The sequence below is a fragment of the Nostoc sp. genome, from assembly GCF_036916985.1.
Taxonomy (GTDB): Bacteria; Cyanobacteriota; Cyanobacteriia; order Cyanobacteriales; family Nostocaceae; genus Nostoc.
The window spans coordinates 1-17,111 of record NZ_JBALFD010000078.1 but is presented as its reverse complement, the minus strand read 5'-3'; the positions used below and the strand labels follow the sequence as shown (position 1 = coordinate 17,111).

At 40.9% G+C, this 17,111-nt stretch carries 14 protein-coding genes and 1 pseudogene; 13 read left to right on the top strand and 2 right to left on the bottom strand.

The features are described from left to right. The first annotated feature begins 30 nt into the window (after window positions 1-30). From V7L07_RS25030 to V7L07_RS24990, 9 genes are all read left to right on the top strand, one after another. Entirely contained in the window at window positions 31-687 is a 657-nt protein-coding gene (locus V7L07_RS25030; RefSeq protein ID WP_335061518.1) for a hypothetical protein, read from the top strand. A gap of 96 nt (window positions 688-783) precedes the next feature. Then, entirely contained in the window at window positions 784-1,068 is a 285-nt protein-coding gene (locus V7L07_RS25025; protein ID WP_335061517.1) for a LysM domain-containing protein, read from the top strand. 11 nt (window positions 1,069-1,079) lie between these two features. After that, entirely contained in the window at window positions 1,080-2,237 is a 1,158-nt protein-coding gene (locus V7L07_RS25020; RefSeq protein ID WP_335061516.1) for a hypothetical protein, read from the top strand. Continuing rightward, entirely contained in the window at window positions 2,234-2,839 is a 606-nt protein-coding gene (locus V7L07_RS25015; protein WP_335061515.1) for a phage baseplate assembly protein V, read from the top strand. The genes V7L07_RS25020 and V7L07_RS25015 overlap by 4 nt, the downstream gene beginning before the upstream one ends. Beyond that, the gene (locus V7L07_RS25010) at window positions 2,839-3,240 is read left to right on the top strand and encodes a GPW/gp25 family protein (RefSeq protein WP_335061514.1); all 402 of its coding nucleotides are present in this window, start codon (window positions 2,839-2,841) and stop codon (window positions 3,238-3,240) included. The genes V7L07_RS25015 and V7L07_RS25010 overlap by 1 nt, the downstream gene beginning before the upstream one ends. Further along, complete coding sequence (locus tag V7L07_RS25005) at window positions 3,237-5,759, top strand: putative baseplate assembly protein (RefSeq protein ID WP_335061513.1); 2,523 nt, start codon at window positions 3,237-3,239, stop codon at window positions 5,757-5,759. Before V7L07_RS25010 ends, V7L07_RS25005 begins: the two co-directional genes overlap by 4 nt. Continuing rightward, window positions 5,756-8,662 carry a putative baseplate assembly protein gene (locus tag V7L07_RS25000; RefSeq protein ID WP_335061512.1) on the top strand — a complete coding sequence of 969 codons (2,907 nt, stop codon included), beginning with the start codon at window positions 5,756-5,758 and terminating at the stop codon, window positions 8,660-8,662. Before V7L07_RS25005 ends, V7L07_RS25000 begins: the two co-directional genes overlap by 4 nt. Next, complete coding sequence (locus V7L07_RS24995) at window positions 8,659-11,196, top strand: hypothetical protein (RefSeq protein WP_335061511.1); 2,538 nt, start codon at window positions 8,659-8,661, stop codon at window positions 11,194-11,196. The genes V7L07_RS25000 and V7L07_RS24995 overlap by 4 nt, the downstream gene beginning before the upstream one ends. Window positions 11,197-11,205: 9 nt before the next feature. Further along, window positions 11,206-13,593: a DUF6519 domain-containing protein gene (locus V7L07_RS24990; RefSeq protein ID WP_335061510.1), complete on the top strand. Its 2,388-nt coding sequence runs from the start codon at window positions 11,206-11,208 to the stop codon at window positions 13,591-13,593. 15 nt (window positions 13,594-13,608) lie between these two features. Here V7L07_RS24990 and V7L07_RS24985 read toward each other — a convergent pair whose 3' ends face one another. Beyond that, window positions 13,609-14,304, bottom strand: a complete 696-nt coding sequence (locus V7L07_RS24985) for a hypothetical protein (protein ID WP_335061509.1) — start codon at window positions 14,302-14,304, stop codon at window positions 13,609-13,611. Window positions 14,305-14,308: 4 nt separating this feature from the next. Then, a pseudogene (locus tag V7L07_RS24980) lies at window positions 14,309-14,941 on the bottom strand (tyrosine-type recombinase/integrase); the annotation flags it as partial. 143 nt (window positions 14,942-15,084) lie between these two features. Between V7L07_RS24980 and V7L07_RS24975 the strand changes: the two are divergent. The 4 genes from V7L07_RS24975 (at window position 15,085) to V7L07_RS24960 (ending at window position 16,795) form a co-directional block, all read left to right on the top strand. Continuing rightward, complete coding sequence (locus V7L07_RS24975) at window positions 15,085-15,408, top strand: ArsR/SmtB family transcription factor (RefSeq protein WP_335061508.1); 324 nt, start codon at window positions 15,085-15,087, stop codon at window positions 15,406-15,408. Between the two features lie 20 nt (window positions 15,409-15,428). Further along, a complete protein-coding gene (locus V7L07_RS24970) occupies window positions 15,429-15,908 on the top strand; it encodes an SRPBCC domain-containing protein (protein ID WP_335061507.1) in 480 nt (159 codons plus the stop codon). 111 nt (window positions 15,909-16,019) lie between these two features. Next, window positions 16,020-16,382, top strand: coding sequence for a hypothetical protein (locus tag V7L07_RS24965; protein WP_194144647.1), 363 nt, complete (start codon window positions 16,020-16,022; stop codon window positions 16,380-16,382). Continuing rightward, entirely contained in the window at window positions 16,379-16,795 is a 417-nt protein-coding gene (locus V7L07_RS24960; protein ID WP_322734177.1) for an HNH endonuclease, read from the top strand. Before V7L07_RS24965 ends, V7L07_RS24960 begins: the two co-directional genes overlap by 4 nt. Window positions 16,796-17,111: the final 316 nt, after the last annotated feature.

Below are 17,111 nucleotides of genomic sequence, written 5' to 3'. Positions count from 1 at the left end.
AGAAAACACAAATGATTTAGGAATAATTTTATGTCCAGCTTTCCCGGTGCGCCACGCTTATTAAAAGGAACGATCGCCATCCTTGATGCTGTCACCTTTTTCCCCAAAGGAGTGATTGTATTGCAATACAATCCCGAAACACTCAGACGCACTTTACAGGTACGAGGTGCCGGTTCAGAAGGAGGCGATCGCTTAGAAGCTTTGCGTCTAGTTGCACCACCGATGGAGACAATTCAACTAGAGGCTGAAATTGATGCTACAGACCAATTAGAGTTTCCCGCAAAAAACCCAGTAACGGTGTTAAGTGGTATATACCCCCAATTAGCAGCCCTAGAAACCCTTATCTATCCTAAAAGCAGCCAGATCCAAAAAAACAATAAACTCGCCCGTACAGGTATTTTAGAAATATTACCGATTGAGGCTGATCTAACTGTATTTATATGGGGCAAAAATCGTGTTATGCCAGTACGCCTATCTGAGTTGAGCATTACCGAAGAAGCATTTGACCCCAGGCTAAATCCCATTCGTGCCAAAGTCAATTTAGGTATGCAAGTATTAAGCACAAATGATTTGAGATTTGATCATAAAGGCAGCAGTTTATTCAGGGTTTATCAGAAACAAAAAGAGGTTTTCGCTAAGATAAATTTGGGACTAACTGCTATCAAGACAGTTGCCTCTTTTTTATGAATTTGCCTATTTACGATCATTGCTTTTTTAATATACAAGTTTCTCAATCATCACTAAGTCAAATAAAATTTTATTTGTAACCTAAAAAGGAGTAAAATGTTTCCTATAAGTAGCCGTTACCACGATGTAGAAATTGCTACCTGGCAAACAGCATCAAATCAAACTATCGGTTATCTCCGGCGCAGATTTTTACCATCATCACAAAGGTTTGAAATTATTGAAGAACATCTAGTCAGCGAAGGCGATCGCCTAGATAATATCACTGCAAATTATCTTAATAACCCGGAACTTTTCTGGCATTTATGCGATGCCAACAACGCCCTGCACCCTGATGAATTGACTGCCCAAATTGGTCGGCGACTGCGTATTCCTCTCACCTAAAAAGTTAACTTATGCCTGACTCCGATATTCGCATAAAACTCATGATTGGTCGCCCTCTTTTACCAAAACCCGCTCCTTATGAAGTAGTGGACGCGCTGATTGACTTAGAAGTGACTCAGCAAGATCGCGATCGCAGTGCTTTTCAAATGACCTTTAGTCTTAGTAAAGAATTAAAAAAACCTTCAGATTATTGGTTACTACAAGAAGGCATTTTAAACCCTCCCAACCGAATTATCATTCAGGTCATAGTTAATGTAAAAGTCGGTGTAACTCGCAGTCTGCAACAACCTATATTAATTGACGGCATTATTACTAATCATCAAGTTATACCCAATAATAAACCAGGTGAATCAAAACTCATAATTACTGGGGAAGATATCAGCGTTATGCTCGACCTCGAAGACAAAAACGAAACTTACCTCAACTCATCTGATTCTACAATTGTTACTAAATTATTAAAAGCTTATAGCAAATATGGGCTGAAAACTGACGTAAAAAATACCAGCTATTTTACACAAAAAAAAGAAGAACAAATTACCACACAGCAAAGTACAGACTTACAATTTATTCAGAAATTAGCTCTACGTAATAGTTTTATTTTTGAAATCAAACCCGATAAAACTCCTGGTAGAAATATTGCTTATTGGGGTGAAGAAAAACAGAAAATTACTCCTTATCAACCAGCATTGTCAATGAATATGGGCGCATTTACTAATGTAGACTCGCCTATAAATTTCAATTTTAATGCTCTGCAAGCTATTAAACCTGAAGCATCAATTTCCGATGAAAAAAGTGGGGCATCAATTTCGATTCGGGTTCCTAAATCGCCCGGTCAAGCCTTAGCCAGCAAGCCTGCTAAATCCTTACGGACAGAAGTGCTACGCTGCACCAACAAACTCGAAAAAATCCTAGCCGAAAAGGAAACAGAATCATTTGCTAGCCGTTCGCGGGAAAATGCCGTAACTGCTACTGGGGAAGTAGATACTGTTCGCTACGGTTATGTTTTGGAAGTCCGTCAATTGGTGGGGGTAAGGGGGGTGGGGAAAAGTTACGGCGGTTATTACTACGTCAAACAGGTAACGCATCGCATCAAACGTGGTGAATATAAACAAAGTTTCACCTTGATACGGGAAGGACAAGGTTCAACAGTTCAGAGGTTAGAAATATGAACCAACAAGAACTTGCTACTTGTGGAAGTATAAATCAACAAAGACCTTCTTTTTATGGCAAATACCGAGGCGTAGTATCTGACAATAACGACCCGTGGAAAATCGGTCGTATCCAGGCAAAAGTTGAAGAAATTTTTGGCAATAAGCCTAGCGGTTGGGCATTACCTTGCGTTCCCTATGCAGGTAAAGGAGTTGGCTTATTTCTCATGCCACCCAAAGGTGCTTTAGTATGGATTGAATTTGAAAACGGAGATCCAGATTACCCTATTTGGAGTGGCTGCTTTTGGGCAGATGAAAAGGTTGTCCCAGATATAGTACCAGCTACTCCTTATGACCCCGACATTAAGGTACTTAAAACCGATATCGGCAAGATTGAGATCAACGATAAATCAGGTAAGGAAAGCATCACGATTGAAGCCAAAATCAAAAGGAAAACTATACATATAGTAATGGATGCTTCGGGAATTGAAATCAGCAATGGAGAGGGTGCCACTGTGAAGCTAAATGGTTCGGTAATTGAAATCGACAATGGAAAGAGTGCCACTGTGAAGCTGAATCGTAGGACAGTATCGATTAACGGCATTGATTTGGAGGTAACTTGATGCCAGAATATCTCGTAAATCTGCCCAGGCACAGGAATGTCATCAACATCGATTTTCCTTTCCACTTTGACAGATACCATCGCACTGCCAGTACCAGCGATGCAAGCCATATCCGCGACTTAATTGAACAACTACTGTTTACTACTCCCGGCGAACGAGTCAACCGCCCAGATTTTGGCTGTGGTGTATTGTCTTTGATTTTTGCACCCAATAGCCCGGAATTAGCAACAGCTATGCAAATTACTATTCAAGCATCTATTGAGCATTGGTTGAGTGATTTAATCGATCTGCAAACGCTGGAAGTAACTAGCGTTGATGCTAGCCTTTATATAGTGGTGGAGTATTTTGTGCAAAGCAGTGGTGAGTCACAAACAGCTACTTTTAGGACGACGATGCCATGAACAGCCACACCTCCATTTGCCAAAATGAACAGCGCCGCTTAGAAATCCGCAGGCAAAGAAAAAACGGGTTAGATTATGTAGAAGTTAGCGATGATTTGCGATCGCTATATGTCTACTTTTTAGGTTCAGTACCAGAAGACTTAAGAAAAGAAAATCTACGTATTGAAGGTGGTCAACGCATCCGCAATCTTCATGTAACTAGTTTAGAGGTAGAAAGTTCCCAAAATTATGAGGGTTACTTAATAGTTAATCTTAACCAACTAGGCGATTTTTCCCTCTACACTTTGCGCTTGGTGTCATTGGATGAACATGGCAAACCCACAAATCAACCATATCCCAATTTTGACCCGCGCTACTCCCAAGTCCAATTTCAATTCCGAGATATTAACTGTCACAGCGACATAGATTGCTTGCAAGAGCAAACTTGTCCCCCACAGCAACTAGTTGAACCAGCTATCAACTATCTCGCTAAGGATTATGCAAGTTTTCGCCACTTGATTTTAGACCGCCTATCCCTGGTGATGCCGGATTGGGAAGAACGCCATGCTCCCGATTTGGGTATTACTCTAGTGGAAGTTCTCGCTTATGTTGGCGATTATCTCAGCTATTATCAGGACGCTGTAGCCACCGAAGCTTATCTAGAAACTGCCCGCCAACGGATTTCTGTTCGCCGTCATGCCCGTCTAATCGATTATCCCATGCATGAGGGCTGTAATGCACGTACTTGGTTGTGGCTGGAGACAAGTGTTGATATTTCCCTAAAAGAAAAAAATTTTTACTTTATTAATCGTTATAAAAATGCGCCTCGTCTTGGCACTATCCTAGAAGATAATCGTGACTTAGATGATGTTCGTCTTAGTAGTTATCAAGTCTTTGAACCGCTAACGCCCCTACCGATACATCTTTATATAGCTCACAACCAAATCCTATTTTATACTTGGGGCGATCGCTCCTGCTGTCTTTCCCGTGGTTCTACAACCGCTACATTATTAGATGAGTTTATACATCCCACACAATCAGAGAACGCAAATTCCCCAGTTCTTGAACACCAGCGAAAACTGCACCTGAAAATTGGTGACATTCTGATTTTTGAAGAAATTAAAGGCCCCAAAACAGGCATCTCAGAAGATGCTGATATGAATAATCGCCACGCAGTACGCCTGACAAATGTCAAGGCAATTGTAGACGAACTTTACAATCAGCCAATTGTAGAAATCGAATGGACAGAAGAGGATGCGTTACCTTTTCCCCTTTGTATTTCCGCAATAGTACCACCAGAGTGTCAGCTAGCTGATATTAGTGTTGCCAGAGGTAATGTGATTCTAGTGGATCATGGTCGCACTATTGATCGGGAAGATTTGGGAACTGTACCGGGAAAAGAGGTGATCCAACAGTGCCAAGAGGAAGGCGAATCTGTAGAAATTTTAGTTAAAAGCGATCGCTTCCGTCCACGATTGCAAAAAACGCCTTTAACTTTCAGCCAACCTCTTTCGATAAAAAATCTGACCCAAGACTCTGCTAAGAGTTTGCTAATTCAAGATCCCCATCAAGCAAAACCCTATATCCAACTAAATAATTCTACTTGGACTCCCCAGTACGACCTTATAGATAGCAACAGCGAAGATCAACATTTTGTTGTGGAAATGGACAATGACGGACAAGCAAACTTGCGCTTTGGGGACGGTGAATTAGGAATCAGACCAGAAGCCAATACTCACTTCCAGGCAACTTACCGAGTAGGTAACGGACTTGTAGGTAATATTGGTGCTGAAGCGATTTCTTATATTGTTTTTCACAATATTTTTAATAGTGGTTCGACATTGCAGCCACACCAGCCGTTCGCCGCTAAAAGTGGAACAGCACCCGAATCTCTATCTCACGTAAAATTATATGCACCGCACCTATCTCACGAAAAATTAGAACGTGCCATTACTGCTGATGACTACGCACAATTGGTGATGGAACATTTCTCGACAAAAGTGCAACGAGCAGCGGCTACCTTACGCTGGACAGGCTGCTCGTATGAAGTCTGGGTGGCAGTAGATCCCTTCAACCGAGAAGCCGCAGCCGACAAATTACTACCAAATATTGTCGCAGACCTAGAAAATTATCGCCGCATTGGTCATGATGTCATCGTTCAACGAGCAGCATACATCTCTTTGGATATCGCTATGACAGTTCATGTCAAATCTGACTATTTACGCGGTCATGTCAAAACTGCTTTGCTGCATATTTTCAGTAACCGAACTTTACCTGATGGCCGGCGTGGTTTTTTCCATCCCGATAACTTGACTTTTGGACAAGGTATTGCTCTAAGTCAAATAGTTGCGATCGCTTATGCTGTTCCAGGTATAGAAAGTGTCTCTGTTACAAAGTTAGAACGTCTTTTTGAAGGTGACAATCACGAGATTGAAGCAGGTTTTTTACCCATTGGTTCTTGGGAAATTGCCCGACTTGACAACAACCCCAACTTTCCCGAACACGGTAAATTCACACTCGATTTGCGAGGTGGTAGATGAAATTAACTTGTAGCTGTAACTGTCACTCTAATTATAAACCAAGCGATAAATCTAGCTGTGGTTGCTGTGAAGGGGTCGAAATTCTGACTCCAAAATCGGTAGCAAATCAATCTAATTTGTATACCCTAGCTTATCGAGTTGGAACCCATGCCAGCTTTTTAGAAACCATGAAAGCGCGTCTGGGTGACAGCAAGTTTCCCTCACTCAAACATCTGAAAACCCGTGACCCTCAAGACCCATCTTTGGCTCTGCTAGATGCTTGGGCTACTGTAGCAGATGTTCTGACATTTTATCAAGAACGCATAGCCAACGAGGGTTATTTACGCACTGCCATTGAGCGGCGTTCCCTAATGGAATTAGCTCGATTAGTAGACTATGCACATAGTCCCGGTGTCAGCGCCAGCGTTTATTTAGCTTTTACCATAGAAGATGGTTACAACTTGGAAATTCCTGCTGGTTTGAGTAGCCAGAGTTTACCTGATTCCGGTGAATCGCCGGAATTTTTTGAAACATCACAAAAACTGCAAGCCTATGCCCATTTGAATCAAATCAAACCCCGAATCGGCAAAGCGCTGCAAGTTAGTTTAACAACAGCCGCCACCCTTAATCAGCTTTATTTAGATGGTGTAAACACGAATCTTAAACCTAACGATCCACTTTTACTAATTTTTGGTGATACTGAAGCTGAACAAGTTTTGCGTAGAGTTCAGATTATTGAACCTCAACCAGATGAAAACCGTACAAAAGTTACATTCCAAGTACCACCAAAAGTTCCACAACAATTAATTGTTGATGGTTCGTCAGCAAATATAAGAGAACAAAGAATAAAACAAGTAATCAAACCGCCATCTATACAACCTGCGAATGCTCTGGAAATGGAGCGGACAAACCAACAAATCTTCGCTCCTGAAAAAAATGAGATTAATTCACAATTAATTAATACCCTAAACCCTGGTTTCAACACAGCAATACATCAGATTCTAACCAGGGATAAAGTTAATTCTTCTAATCAGTTAAAGCGAATTGAAAGTCTAGGTATAAAAGCTGCACCTTTCGGAAATGACGTACCTTTAAAGCAAGTTTCTGATCAATACGAAGAATGGCAAATTGCAGGCGTACATCAGCCAATATTAAGTTCCACCAATCAAACAAACGTTTCCAGCACACTACCAGCAGAATTACGAAATATTTTAGCATTAGATACCCAATATGATGAGATTGTACCTGGCAGTTGGCTAGCAATAGAACGTGTAGATGATAGTGAAATTAGTGTTTATCAAGTAATAAAAGTTGAAAATATCTCTAAAATTGCATATAACATAGTAGCAAGAATTACACAACTTACTTTAGATAAACCTTGGTTAAAAGAACAGGATACATCTTTAGATGTGATGCGTAAAACCACAGTGTATCTCAAGAGTGATTTAAATTTGGTAGAAAAACCAATTGACCTGAAAGATGTACCAAGTAGTCAAGATTCTCTAGCTGAACAGGTGAAAATTGAACTAGACAATGAAATTGAACTAGACAATCTCTACGAAGGTTTACAACCTGGACGCTGGTTGATTATCTCAGGTGAACGCAGTGATATATCCGATGTCAACGATGTGTGGACTAGCGAAGTTGTCATGCTGTGCAGAGTCAGACAGGATATTAATCAGAATTTGCCCGATGACAAACCCCATACATTCCTAAAATTTGCCAGACCTTTAGCTTATTCTTACAAGCCAGAGACTGTTACTATCTATGGCAACGTAGTCAAAGCCACTCATGGCGAGACACGTACTGAAGTACTGGGAAGTGGCGACGGTACTAAAGCAAATCAACAATTTACACTCTCACAACCGCCCCTAACCTATCTACCAGCACCTATCCCTAGTGGCATTGCTAGCACCTTGGAAGTGTATGTTAATGATGTCCGTTGGCAAGAAGTGGAAAATTTGATCCAGTTAAGTCCAACAGACTATGCTTATGTCACCCAAACAGATAGTCATCACAGCACAACTATTATCTTTGGCAATGGTAAACATGGGGCTAGGTTGCCTAGTGGTACTGAAAATGTCAAAGTAATATACCGCACTGGCATTGGTCAAGCAGGTAATGTTGCAGCAAAAAAAATCACGCAACTAACAATGCAACCTTTAGGTTTGAGTGGTGTACTCAATCCAATAGCAGCAACAGGAGGCGCAGATCCCGAAAGCCATGATGAAATCCGCCGCAATGCACCTCTTGAGGTGATATCTCTCAACCGTGCAGTTTCCGTCCCAGACTATGCGAATTTTGCCCTTACCTTTACCGGAATTGGCAAAGCGAATGCTCAACGTCTTTCAAATGGTTCGCGTCAAATTGTGCATATAACGATCGCTGGGGCTGATGATATCCATATTGATAGAAATTCAGATTTATACCGCAGCTTCGTGCAAGCATTATACCAGTTTGGCGACCCCTATCAACCACTAAAAGTAGAGATACGGGAACTGATGCTGTTAATTATCAGTGCCAATGTGCGGATTTTAGCAAATTATCAATGGGCATCTGTAGCACTGACAATTCGGACTGCTTTGTTCGATAAATTTAGCTTTGAACATCAGGAATTAGGACAAGATGTTGTCCTTAGCAAAGTTATCACCACGATTCAACAAGTACCTGGGGTAAATTACGTGGATGTGGATATTTTGGATAGTGTTTCTGAAACTGAAGCCCAAAATCCAGACAGTTTAAATATAAAACTTCAAGAACTGGGAAAACTGGGCATGACTCGTAGAAATGGACAACCAAAACAATGGATTCCTGTAAACTTGGCTAATTTTGATTCAATAGCTAACCAGCTTATTCCTGCTCAATTAGCTATTCTTAGCCCGAAAGTGCCAGACACACTAATTCTGAAGGAGTTGAAATCATGAACAATTCCCCAGACCGCCTTTATGAACTTTTGCCAGTTGTTTATCGCATACGTGATGCAGAACAAGGCTATTCGCTGCGAGATTTATTACGTGTAATTGCTGAACAGGTAGATGTTGTTGAAGCTGATATTACTCAACTCTACGAAAATTGGTTTATTGAAACTTGTCAGGATTGGGTAGTACCATATATTGGTGATTTAATTGGTTATCAAAGCGTTCACAGTTCTGGTGAGTTGACAAATGCTCTTGCTGATGAGACACAGCAAAACAATAAGATTTTAATCCCCCGTCGTGAAGTTGCCAATACTATTCGCTACCGACGACGCAAGGGAACATTAGCTTTGTTAGAGGTGCTGGCTGATAAAGTAGCTGGCTGGCCGGCACGAGTTGTAGAATTTCATCAGCTACTTAGCAAAACACAGCATATCAATCACCTACATTCGTCAAGCTCAACAACAGTAAATCTGCGTCAGGTCGATGCAGTTGCAAAGTTAAATAGCCCATTTGATGAATTAGCTCATACAGTAGATATCCACCAGATTAGTTCACAGCATCAACCTGGAAAATACAACATTCAAAATGTTGGTCTTTTTGTTTGGCGATTAAAAGCTTATTCGGTGACTCTTGCACCAGCTTTTTGTTTGGAAGAAGTTAACTCTAACTGCTATACCTTCAGTATTACGGGTAACGACATTCCGCTCTATACTCGTCCGCATTTATCCAAAGATGCAACACAAATTGCTCATGAATTAAATTTACCTATTCCCATTCAACGGCAAGTTTTACAAGAAAATAAGAAGGATTATTATGACTCAAATCCAAATCCAGAAAGTTTTACCAAAAGTTTGTCAATCTGGAAAGGTGTTGACTCAAAACCGCATCCAGTCTCTCCAGATAAAATTATTATCGCTGATCTCAGTGATTGGAATTATCAACCAGAGCAAGACCACATAGCAGTTGACCCAGAATTAGGACGGATGATTTTTCCGATACGCCAGTTACCAAAAAATGGTGTTTGGGTTTATTATCATTATGGTTTCAGTGCCGATATTGGTGGTGGCGAATATGACCGAACTTTGTTAGATTCTGCGGCACATTTTTTATTTGATGTTGGTGATATTCAAGAGCCAGCAATTTTTAGCTCACAACAAGATGCTTCTGCATTATCTGAGTTTTTGCGCTTGCAATTTTCCCCCACTACCCAAAGGCTTCTGGATGCCTACACCAGCCCTCCTCCCGAACCAGCTTTAATTACAGCTTTACTCCCAGAGCTAAATCAACTACTTTTGGGTGAAAGCCTTTATGAGGAACAACGTTTTGCATCTATCACCTTGAGTGCAAAAACTAAAAGTTTAGTTCAGCAAAATCTCCAAGGTAAAGAACTGATTCGGTGCAATCGTTTGCTATTAGAAGAAGCTTTTCCATCTCAAATCAGAAAGCATTATGCTTATTACAGCGTCAGTCAAACCTCACAAGAGTGTTATCAAACTATTAGCGAGGCAATCTCACAGTGGCAACGAGACAAACCCCATGATGCTGTAATTGAAATTACCGATAGTGGTGTTTATGTTGAACGAATTAATATTGAACTGGAAAAAAATCAAAGTCTGCAATTACGTGCAGCTAACCACAAGCGTCCAGTGATACGCATTCTAGACTGGAGAACTGCTTTCGGTGATGCTTTAAATGTCACTGTAGAGTCAGGAAGTTGCTTTGTTCTCGATGGCTTGTTGATTATTGGTCGGGGACTACATATAGAAGGTAATCCCAGTCAATTTGCAGATTATCCTACCTCTGTTGTTCAAAATCCAGCTGCGATTATTATCCGTCATTCTACATTAGTGCCGGGTTGGTCATTACATTGCGACTGCCAACCCCGACGTTCCACCGAACCTAGTTTGGAGTTATTTAATATCAATGCGTGCGTAACGATCGCACACAGTATTCTTGGCTCGATTCAGGTCAATCAAAATGAGGTAGAGACTGACCCTTTACCCATACATATTAGCGATAGCATTATAGATGCTACCAGTATTGAAGGTGAAGCGATCGGTGCAGCAGGTTACTCCATAGCTCATGCACGGTTGACTATTGCCCGTTGCACAGTCTTTGGTCAGATTCAAGTACACGCAATTGATTTAGCAGAAAACAGTATTTTTAACGGCATTATATTCGTTGCTCGTCGCCAACAAGGTTGCATCCGTTTCTGCTACGTGATGCCCAACTCACGCACACCACGTCGGTATAATTGTCAACCCGATTTAGTTGAGCAGATGGTTAGACAAGAAACTGAACTACAGCTAAATGCTAGACATCCCGTACAACCTCAATTCAACAGTACACGTTATGGCACCCCTACCTACTGTCAGTTAGCCTCAACTTGTGCTGAGGAAATCAAACGTGGCGCTGATGACGAATCAGAGATGGGTGCTTTTCACAATTTATATCAGCCTCAAAGAGAGGCTAACCTACGCATCCGTCTAGATGAATATACACCTGCTGATATTGAAATTGGCATTATTTACGCTACCTAAGAGGATTTTATGCAAGGAGAATTTAGAGGTGATTTTACTCGTGATACCTACGATAAAAGCAAGCACTTTCTGCGGGTGCTTATGCAACAAGGGCGAGTGCAACTAGATGCAGACTTCAACGAACAAACATCGATTTTACTAAATCGTCTGCAAACTTTAGCCAAAGATGTATTTGGACTACAAGGTGGACCAGAGGAGAATTGTGGCTTTGAATTTATCGGTAATGATGAGCAGATTAATAATATTAACAACCTCAAAGAGGAAGAAAAACAGAAATTAAAGCAGCGGCTCCAATCCAAGGGCTATCTAATTAGCAAAGGCAACTATTATGTAAATGGTATACTTTGTGAAAATGATGAGTTTATATCTTATTTTCAGCAACCAGATTTTACACCTGAACCGATAGATCCTTGTAAAGTCCAACTAAATGGAACGACATATCTTGCTTATCTTGATGTTTGGGAACGACATATAACCCCTATCGAAGATTATGATGATCTCAAAATTAATATTCGTGAAGTTGCTTTAGGGGGAGCCGATACTGCAACTCGCTCTAAGTTAGTTTGGCAAGTCAAGCTCAAACAATTAAAAGATAATCAAGATATTGAAACGGTCGCAAAGCAAGTTACCAAGGATCATGAATATTTTCGGAGTGTATTAGGTCAAGAGCTATTGAAGTCTGGAGAAGGCAAAATTATTGCCAGAGTCACAAAGCCTAGCTCAGGAATAAATGATCCATGTATTATCCCCTTTAATTCCAAATTCCGTGGTACTGAAAACCATCTTTATCGGGCGGAAATTTTCACAGTTTCCCCTGATGATAATAAGAATAAACTATCATTTGTCTGGTCGCGGGAGAATAGCTCAATTGTTTTTCCGATTGTGACGTCTACTATGATGAATTCTTCTGCGATCGCATTAAATCTAGAATATTTAGGAAAGGACAAAGATTCTAGTTTATCATCGGGTGATTGGGTTGAAATTATCGACGATGATTATATACTTCAAAATAGCGATCGTCAACTCCTAAAAGTTGAGCAAGTGGATCATATTGAGAATCAAGTAATTCTCTCAGGTGATGGGAAGAGCAAAATATTTCTTAAAGAAAAGCACCCTCTATTACGCCGTTGGGACTCTGGAGAAGTCAAAGTAAATTTATCTGATGTGAATCATAAATGGTTTCCTCTTGAGGATGGAATCGAAATTCAACTTCAAGCAGATACTCAGAATAGCTTTTATCAGGTAGGTGATTATTGGCTAATTCCTGTGCGGACAGCTACTGGCAATGTGGAATGGCCCAAACGAAAAAATGAAGAAGGAAAACTAGAGCCTCAACCTCAATCACCACATGGTACTAACCATTATTATGCACCTCTAGCGATAATTTTAGGTAATCCTAATAAAGTCATCGTTCATGATTGTCGAACTAAAATTGGCAAGAAAGAGAATTCTATCCCAGTTGAAATTAAAAAAGACAATAATACCCAAATATATGAGCCTCAGCAAAATTCTACACCACCTATTCCTCAAAAAGAAACCACTACACAAATAATCAAAGAATTCAACAGCATAATAAATGCTAGTTGGCATCACGATCAAGTTTTGGAAGCTACTATTTCAAAACAAGAGGAAAATTCTAGCAATATTCCAGAGGATCAATTATTTAATTTAAAATCTCAGGATTTGAGAAATTTATTTACTAAGTTAGGTCTAGTAATTCAGTTTAAAAAACCAGTCCGTATTGATAGCTTGCATAAAAGTAGTGTATCTGTGTTAGCTCATACGGACAATGTATTTAGAGGCGAAGTATTTTATATATTGCCAATGATAGTTGAACCAGTTCAAGTTAAAAAAGTTGAAACAAAATCTATCCGTTGGGCAATTGGCAATGATGTATTAGATCGCAATGTCAATATAATTACAGAAGTTGAAGCTTTAACAAATGAGAGCAATGGCTATACTGAAGCAGTCCGATTGATTACACCTGATGATTGGCCGCAAAAAGCCGTATTTAACCAAAGTAATATCTATCAGTTTACTGTACTATTACGTGGTGACTGGATTATGAATGAAGAGCCATTATTTGATAATGTAAATTTTGATTTACAAGGAGATTTAAATAAAGGTATTATTCCTGATAGATTGCGTCAGCAGTGTCAAGAAAATGGAATTTTACTTTCCAAAAATTCTATTTTAGTGACGGAAAAGGAAAATTTAAAATGGCGCTTACTCAATGAGGGTAAAATTTATATTATTAAAATAGATAATATGAAATTAACAGTTAACAATATTCAAGCATTGGACGGCAATAATCTCTGGCCTGGTGTTCCTGAGCGGTTTAGCGGAAATGGCTCTGAAGGAGGAGACTGGGTAAGTATTATTCATATTAAAACTTGAGAGGTTAAGCTAAAGTCAGCGCCCAAGGGGATTACTGGTCATAGTTTCTGAACTTTTCACCCAGATATTATGGTTATGATAAAAATCACCACGTTGTTCTAGTGTAAACCCACCCAGCAATAATCCCAACCAGACTTCTACCATCGGCATTTGCAACACACGTTGCAGTTTAACTAAAGAAATCTCATCTTTGACATTTATCAGATGGTTAGCGATCGCTCTCTGCCATTTTTCCACATCCTCATCTGATGCCAAATTGCGAACATCTTCTAAAGTTGTTATCTCATCGAGCATTGCCAAAACATTCGCTTTTTCAACAGGTGCTACTACAGAATCACACAACTCAGTAGGAGATGAAAATTGGTGTGGGCCGTGTGGTTTAAAGGTTTGTGGTGTTTGCGGTTCAATCAAATCATCTAAATCTAGGTGCATTGTTGTCCGCACTAGACCAGCAAAGAGATCGGTGCTAACAATAGGCCCCAAAAGACTATTGCGATCGCGGGTATCTTGCAACAGCACTTCGGCACGAGACTTGAGAATATCTGCAATTTGACTGAAGGCAAGCGCTGCGGTTAATAACTGTGCCTCCAAGGGTAATTTTTCTAGCTCGGCATCCAAACAATCCCACATAGCATCAAGGGAAGAAGTTGGTGGAGATTCAGACAACTCATCTAATACATCCCAGATGCTTAATTGGCGGTATGTGGTCATCGCTAGGATTATTGGTTTTGGTGTCTGGTAAAAATAGCAGCTTGCCATCAAATGAGCCAACATTTAACTGCACAACTTCCCCAGCCCGGAGTCCATGACTAAGAATGTGAACGAGTGCTGTATCCCGTTGCCTTGTTTCTCCCAAGAATTCCAACGCTGACCAAACCTGTTCCATTTGTTCTGGGGTTAAACTCTGGGCTGGTGGTAGTGGCACTTTTTCCAGTTTTATCCCCAGTGTCGGATTAGTAGCAATAATTTCAGGATATGTGTAAGACATCCATTTGAAAAAGCTTTTGAGTGCCGCAATTCCCGCATTGATGCTGCTTTTTGAAAGTGGTTTACCTGCATCAGTGAGTATTTCATCACGGAGATATTCTTTATATAGCGCAAGGTGACGTGGACGCAGTTCATGATAATGTAACTCACTCCAAGCCAAAAACCTTTTGAGTTCGCGTTCGTAAAGCTTGCGGCTGTTAGGTGCGAGATTGTTGCTGCGTAAAAATTCCAGAACTTTTACCCACCGAATATCGGTTGGTGGTCTTGTACTAGCCGTGCGCCCAGTCAGCGATGCTGTTTCAGCGTTCAGAGGAATAAGTTTAATCGGAGGTAAATTATTTAGTTCAGGGTTATTCACAATAATTATGCGATCGCCTGGAAGCACAGTGGAAGTAACACCCAAAATTGTATGTGACTTCAGGTAGAATTTGCCCAAGACAGAAGGTAAAAGTTGTCCGCGTTGTCACTTGACACGATCTGTATCTTTGGATATCATTCAACTATATGGTTGAATCAAATGTAGCCCTTGATAAAATTTTTGCTGCTTTGGCTGATGTGACGCGGCGAGACATTCTTTTTCGGGTATCAACAGCAGAACATACGATCGGCGAATTAGCACAACCCTATGCGATGTCTTTTGCAGCGATCGCAAAGCACATCAGTGTGTTGGAGAAAGCCGGACTGATTACCAAGCGTCGAAGTGGTAAGGAGAAAGTTATTCAGATTCAGCCGAAAACTCTCAAAGTAGCCGCAGCGTATCTGGGCGAGTATGAAAAAATCTGGAGTGCCCGCTTTGATGCTTTGGAAAAACTACTAGAAGATCGATAACAAAGTAGCAGGAGGCTAATATGGCACATCTGACAGTAACAGTTCCAGAAAATTCACAAAATATCCTGGGTACTGTGACAATCAAGGCTCCATTAGGAAGGGTATTTGAAGCATATACCAAAGAAGAACTGTTTGCTAATTGGTGGTGTCGCGGTAATCCAATGAAAGTGTATCACTTCGATTGTCAAGACGGCGGCAGTTGGCACATTGCTGAACAATCAGAAGACGGTCACGAGTATGAGTTTACTGGCTGTTTTCATGAAGTCGCTCTAGATAAACGGATCGTGCAGACATTTGAATTCTTGGGGATGCCGGAACGTGGGCATGTCATGCTGGAAAAAGCTGAGTTTGTAGCGATTGACGAACATACAACTGAGATTCGTACCCATAGCACAGCAATGAGCCAGTCAGACCGTGACGGCATGGTTGCTAGCGGCATGGAAAGCGGGTGGCGGCAGTCCGTTGAAGCTCTGGGCAAGCTTTTAGAACCAAACGATTAATTACAATTGCGATGGCTACGCGTACCTTTGGTCGGCGTAGCCATCGCAATTGTGGAATATTCTGTCAGCTAAAATCCAGAAAGTGTATCCTTGTAGTAAAAGCAAACGTCTATGCAAGTTACATTTGACTTACCTGATGAAGTTGTCAATCAGCTTCAACCCTTTGCAGACAAACTGCCTCAAATCCTAGAGTTGGGGTTACGAGAACTCAATGCGATCGCTCAGTCAGGATTTTCAGGTATGGCTGAAGTCGTAGAATTTCTGGCAAGCCTACCCACTGCTGAAGCCATTATTGCCCTGCGTCCCTCTGAATCCCTGCAAGCTCAAATTAACACTCTGGTAGAAAAAAATCGGACGGTAGGCTTAACCGCAACAGAAGAGCAGCAATGGCAGGGGTATCAATATTTAGAGCATATTGTCAGAATGGCTAAGGCTAGAGCCTTCAAGAAGATCAAAGAAGCTGACGCAGAATGAGCAAAACCTATATTCCTGTAGCTCTCCGAAGACAGGTTTATGAACGGGCAAAAGCTTGTTGTGAGTATTGTCTGATTCCTGATGTCGCTACCTTTGCGCCTCATGAGATTGACCACATCATTGCTGAAAAACATAGTGGACGGACTGAAGCGGAAAATTTAGCCCTATCCTGTACTCTATGCAATAAGCACAAAGGAAGTGATCTCGCCTCTGTCGATCCAGAAACCGGAAAAATCGTACCCTTGTATCATCCTCGCCAAGACATCTGGCATGAACATTTTCGCCTGAGTGGGTCTGAATTTGTGCCTTTAAGCCCCATAGGTCGGGTTACGATTGGGTTATTGCAGTTAAACCGTCGTGACAGAGTTGAGGAGCGTCAGCTTTTACTACAAGCTGGAATAATCGCTCCATAAGGTCGGCGATCGCCTCAATGTCCCAAGCTCTCACATTATGCTTTAAGTTACATCGTTGTCACTGTAAGGAAAAAGTGAGCAACTTTGAAAGCAGAAGTTGAGCAACTCAGCAGCCCAAAGGCTTTAATTGCGTTGGGAGTTATTAGTTGTAAACAGATTTTGAAACAATAACCTGAGCAAAGGTTCTGCTTTGTAACTGTAACCTGAGCAAACATACTCAGGCGCAAATTTCTCACAAACAATAAAAAATCAATTCACATCGCTTGATATAAGACATTTTTTGATACATCATCAATTGAAATTTATGATGGAAAAC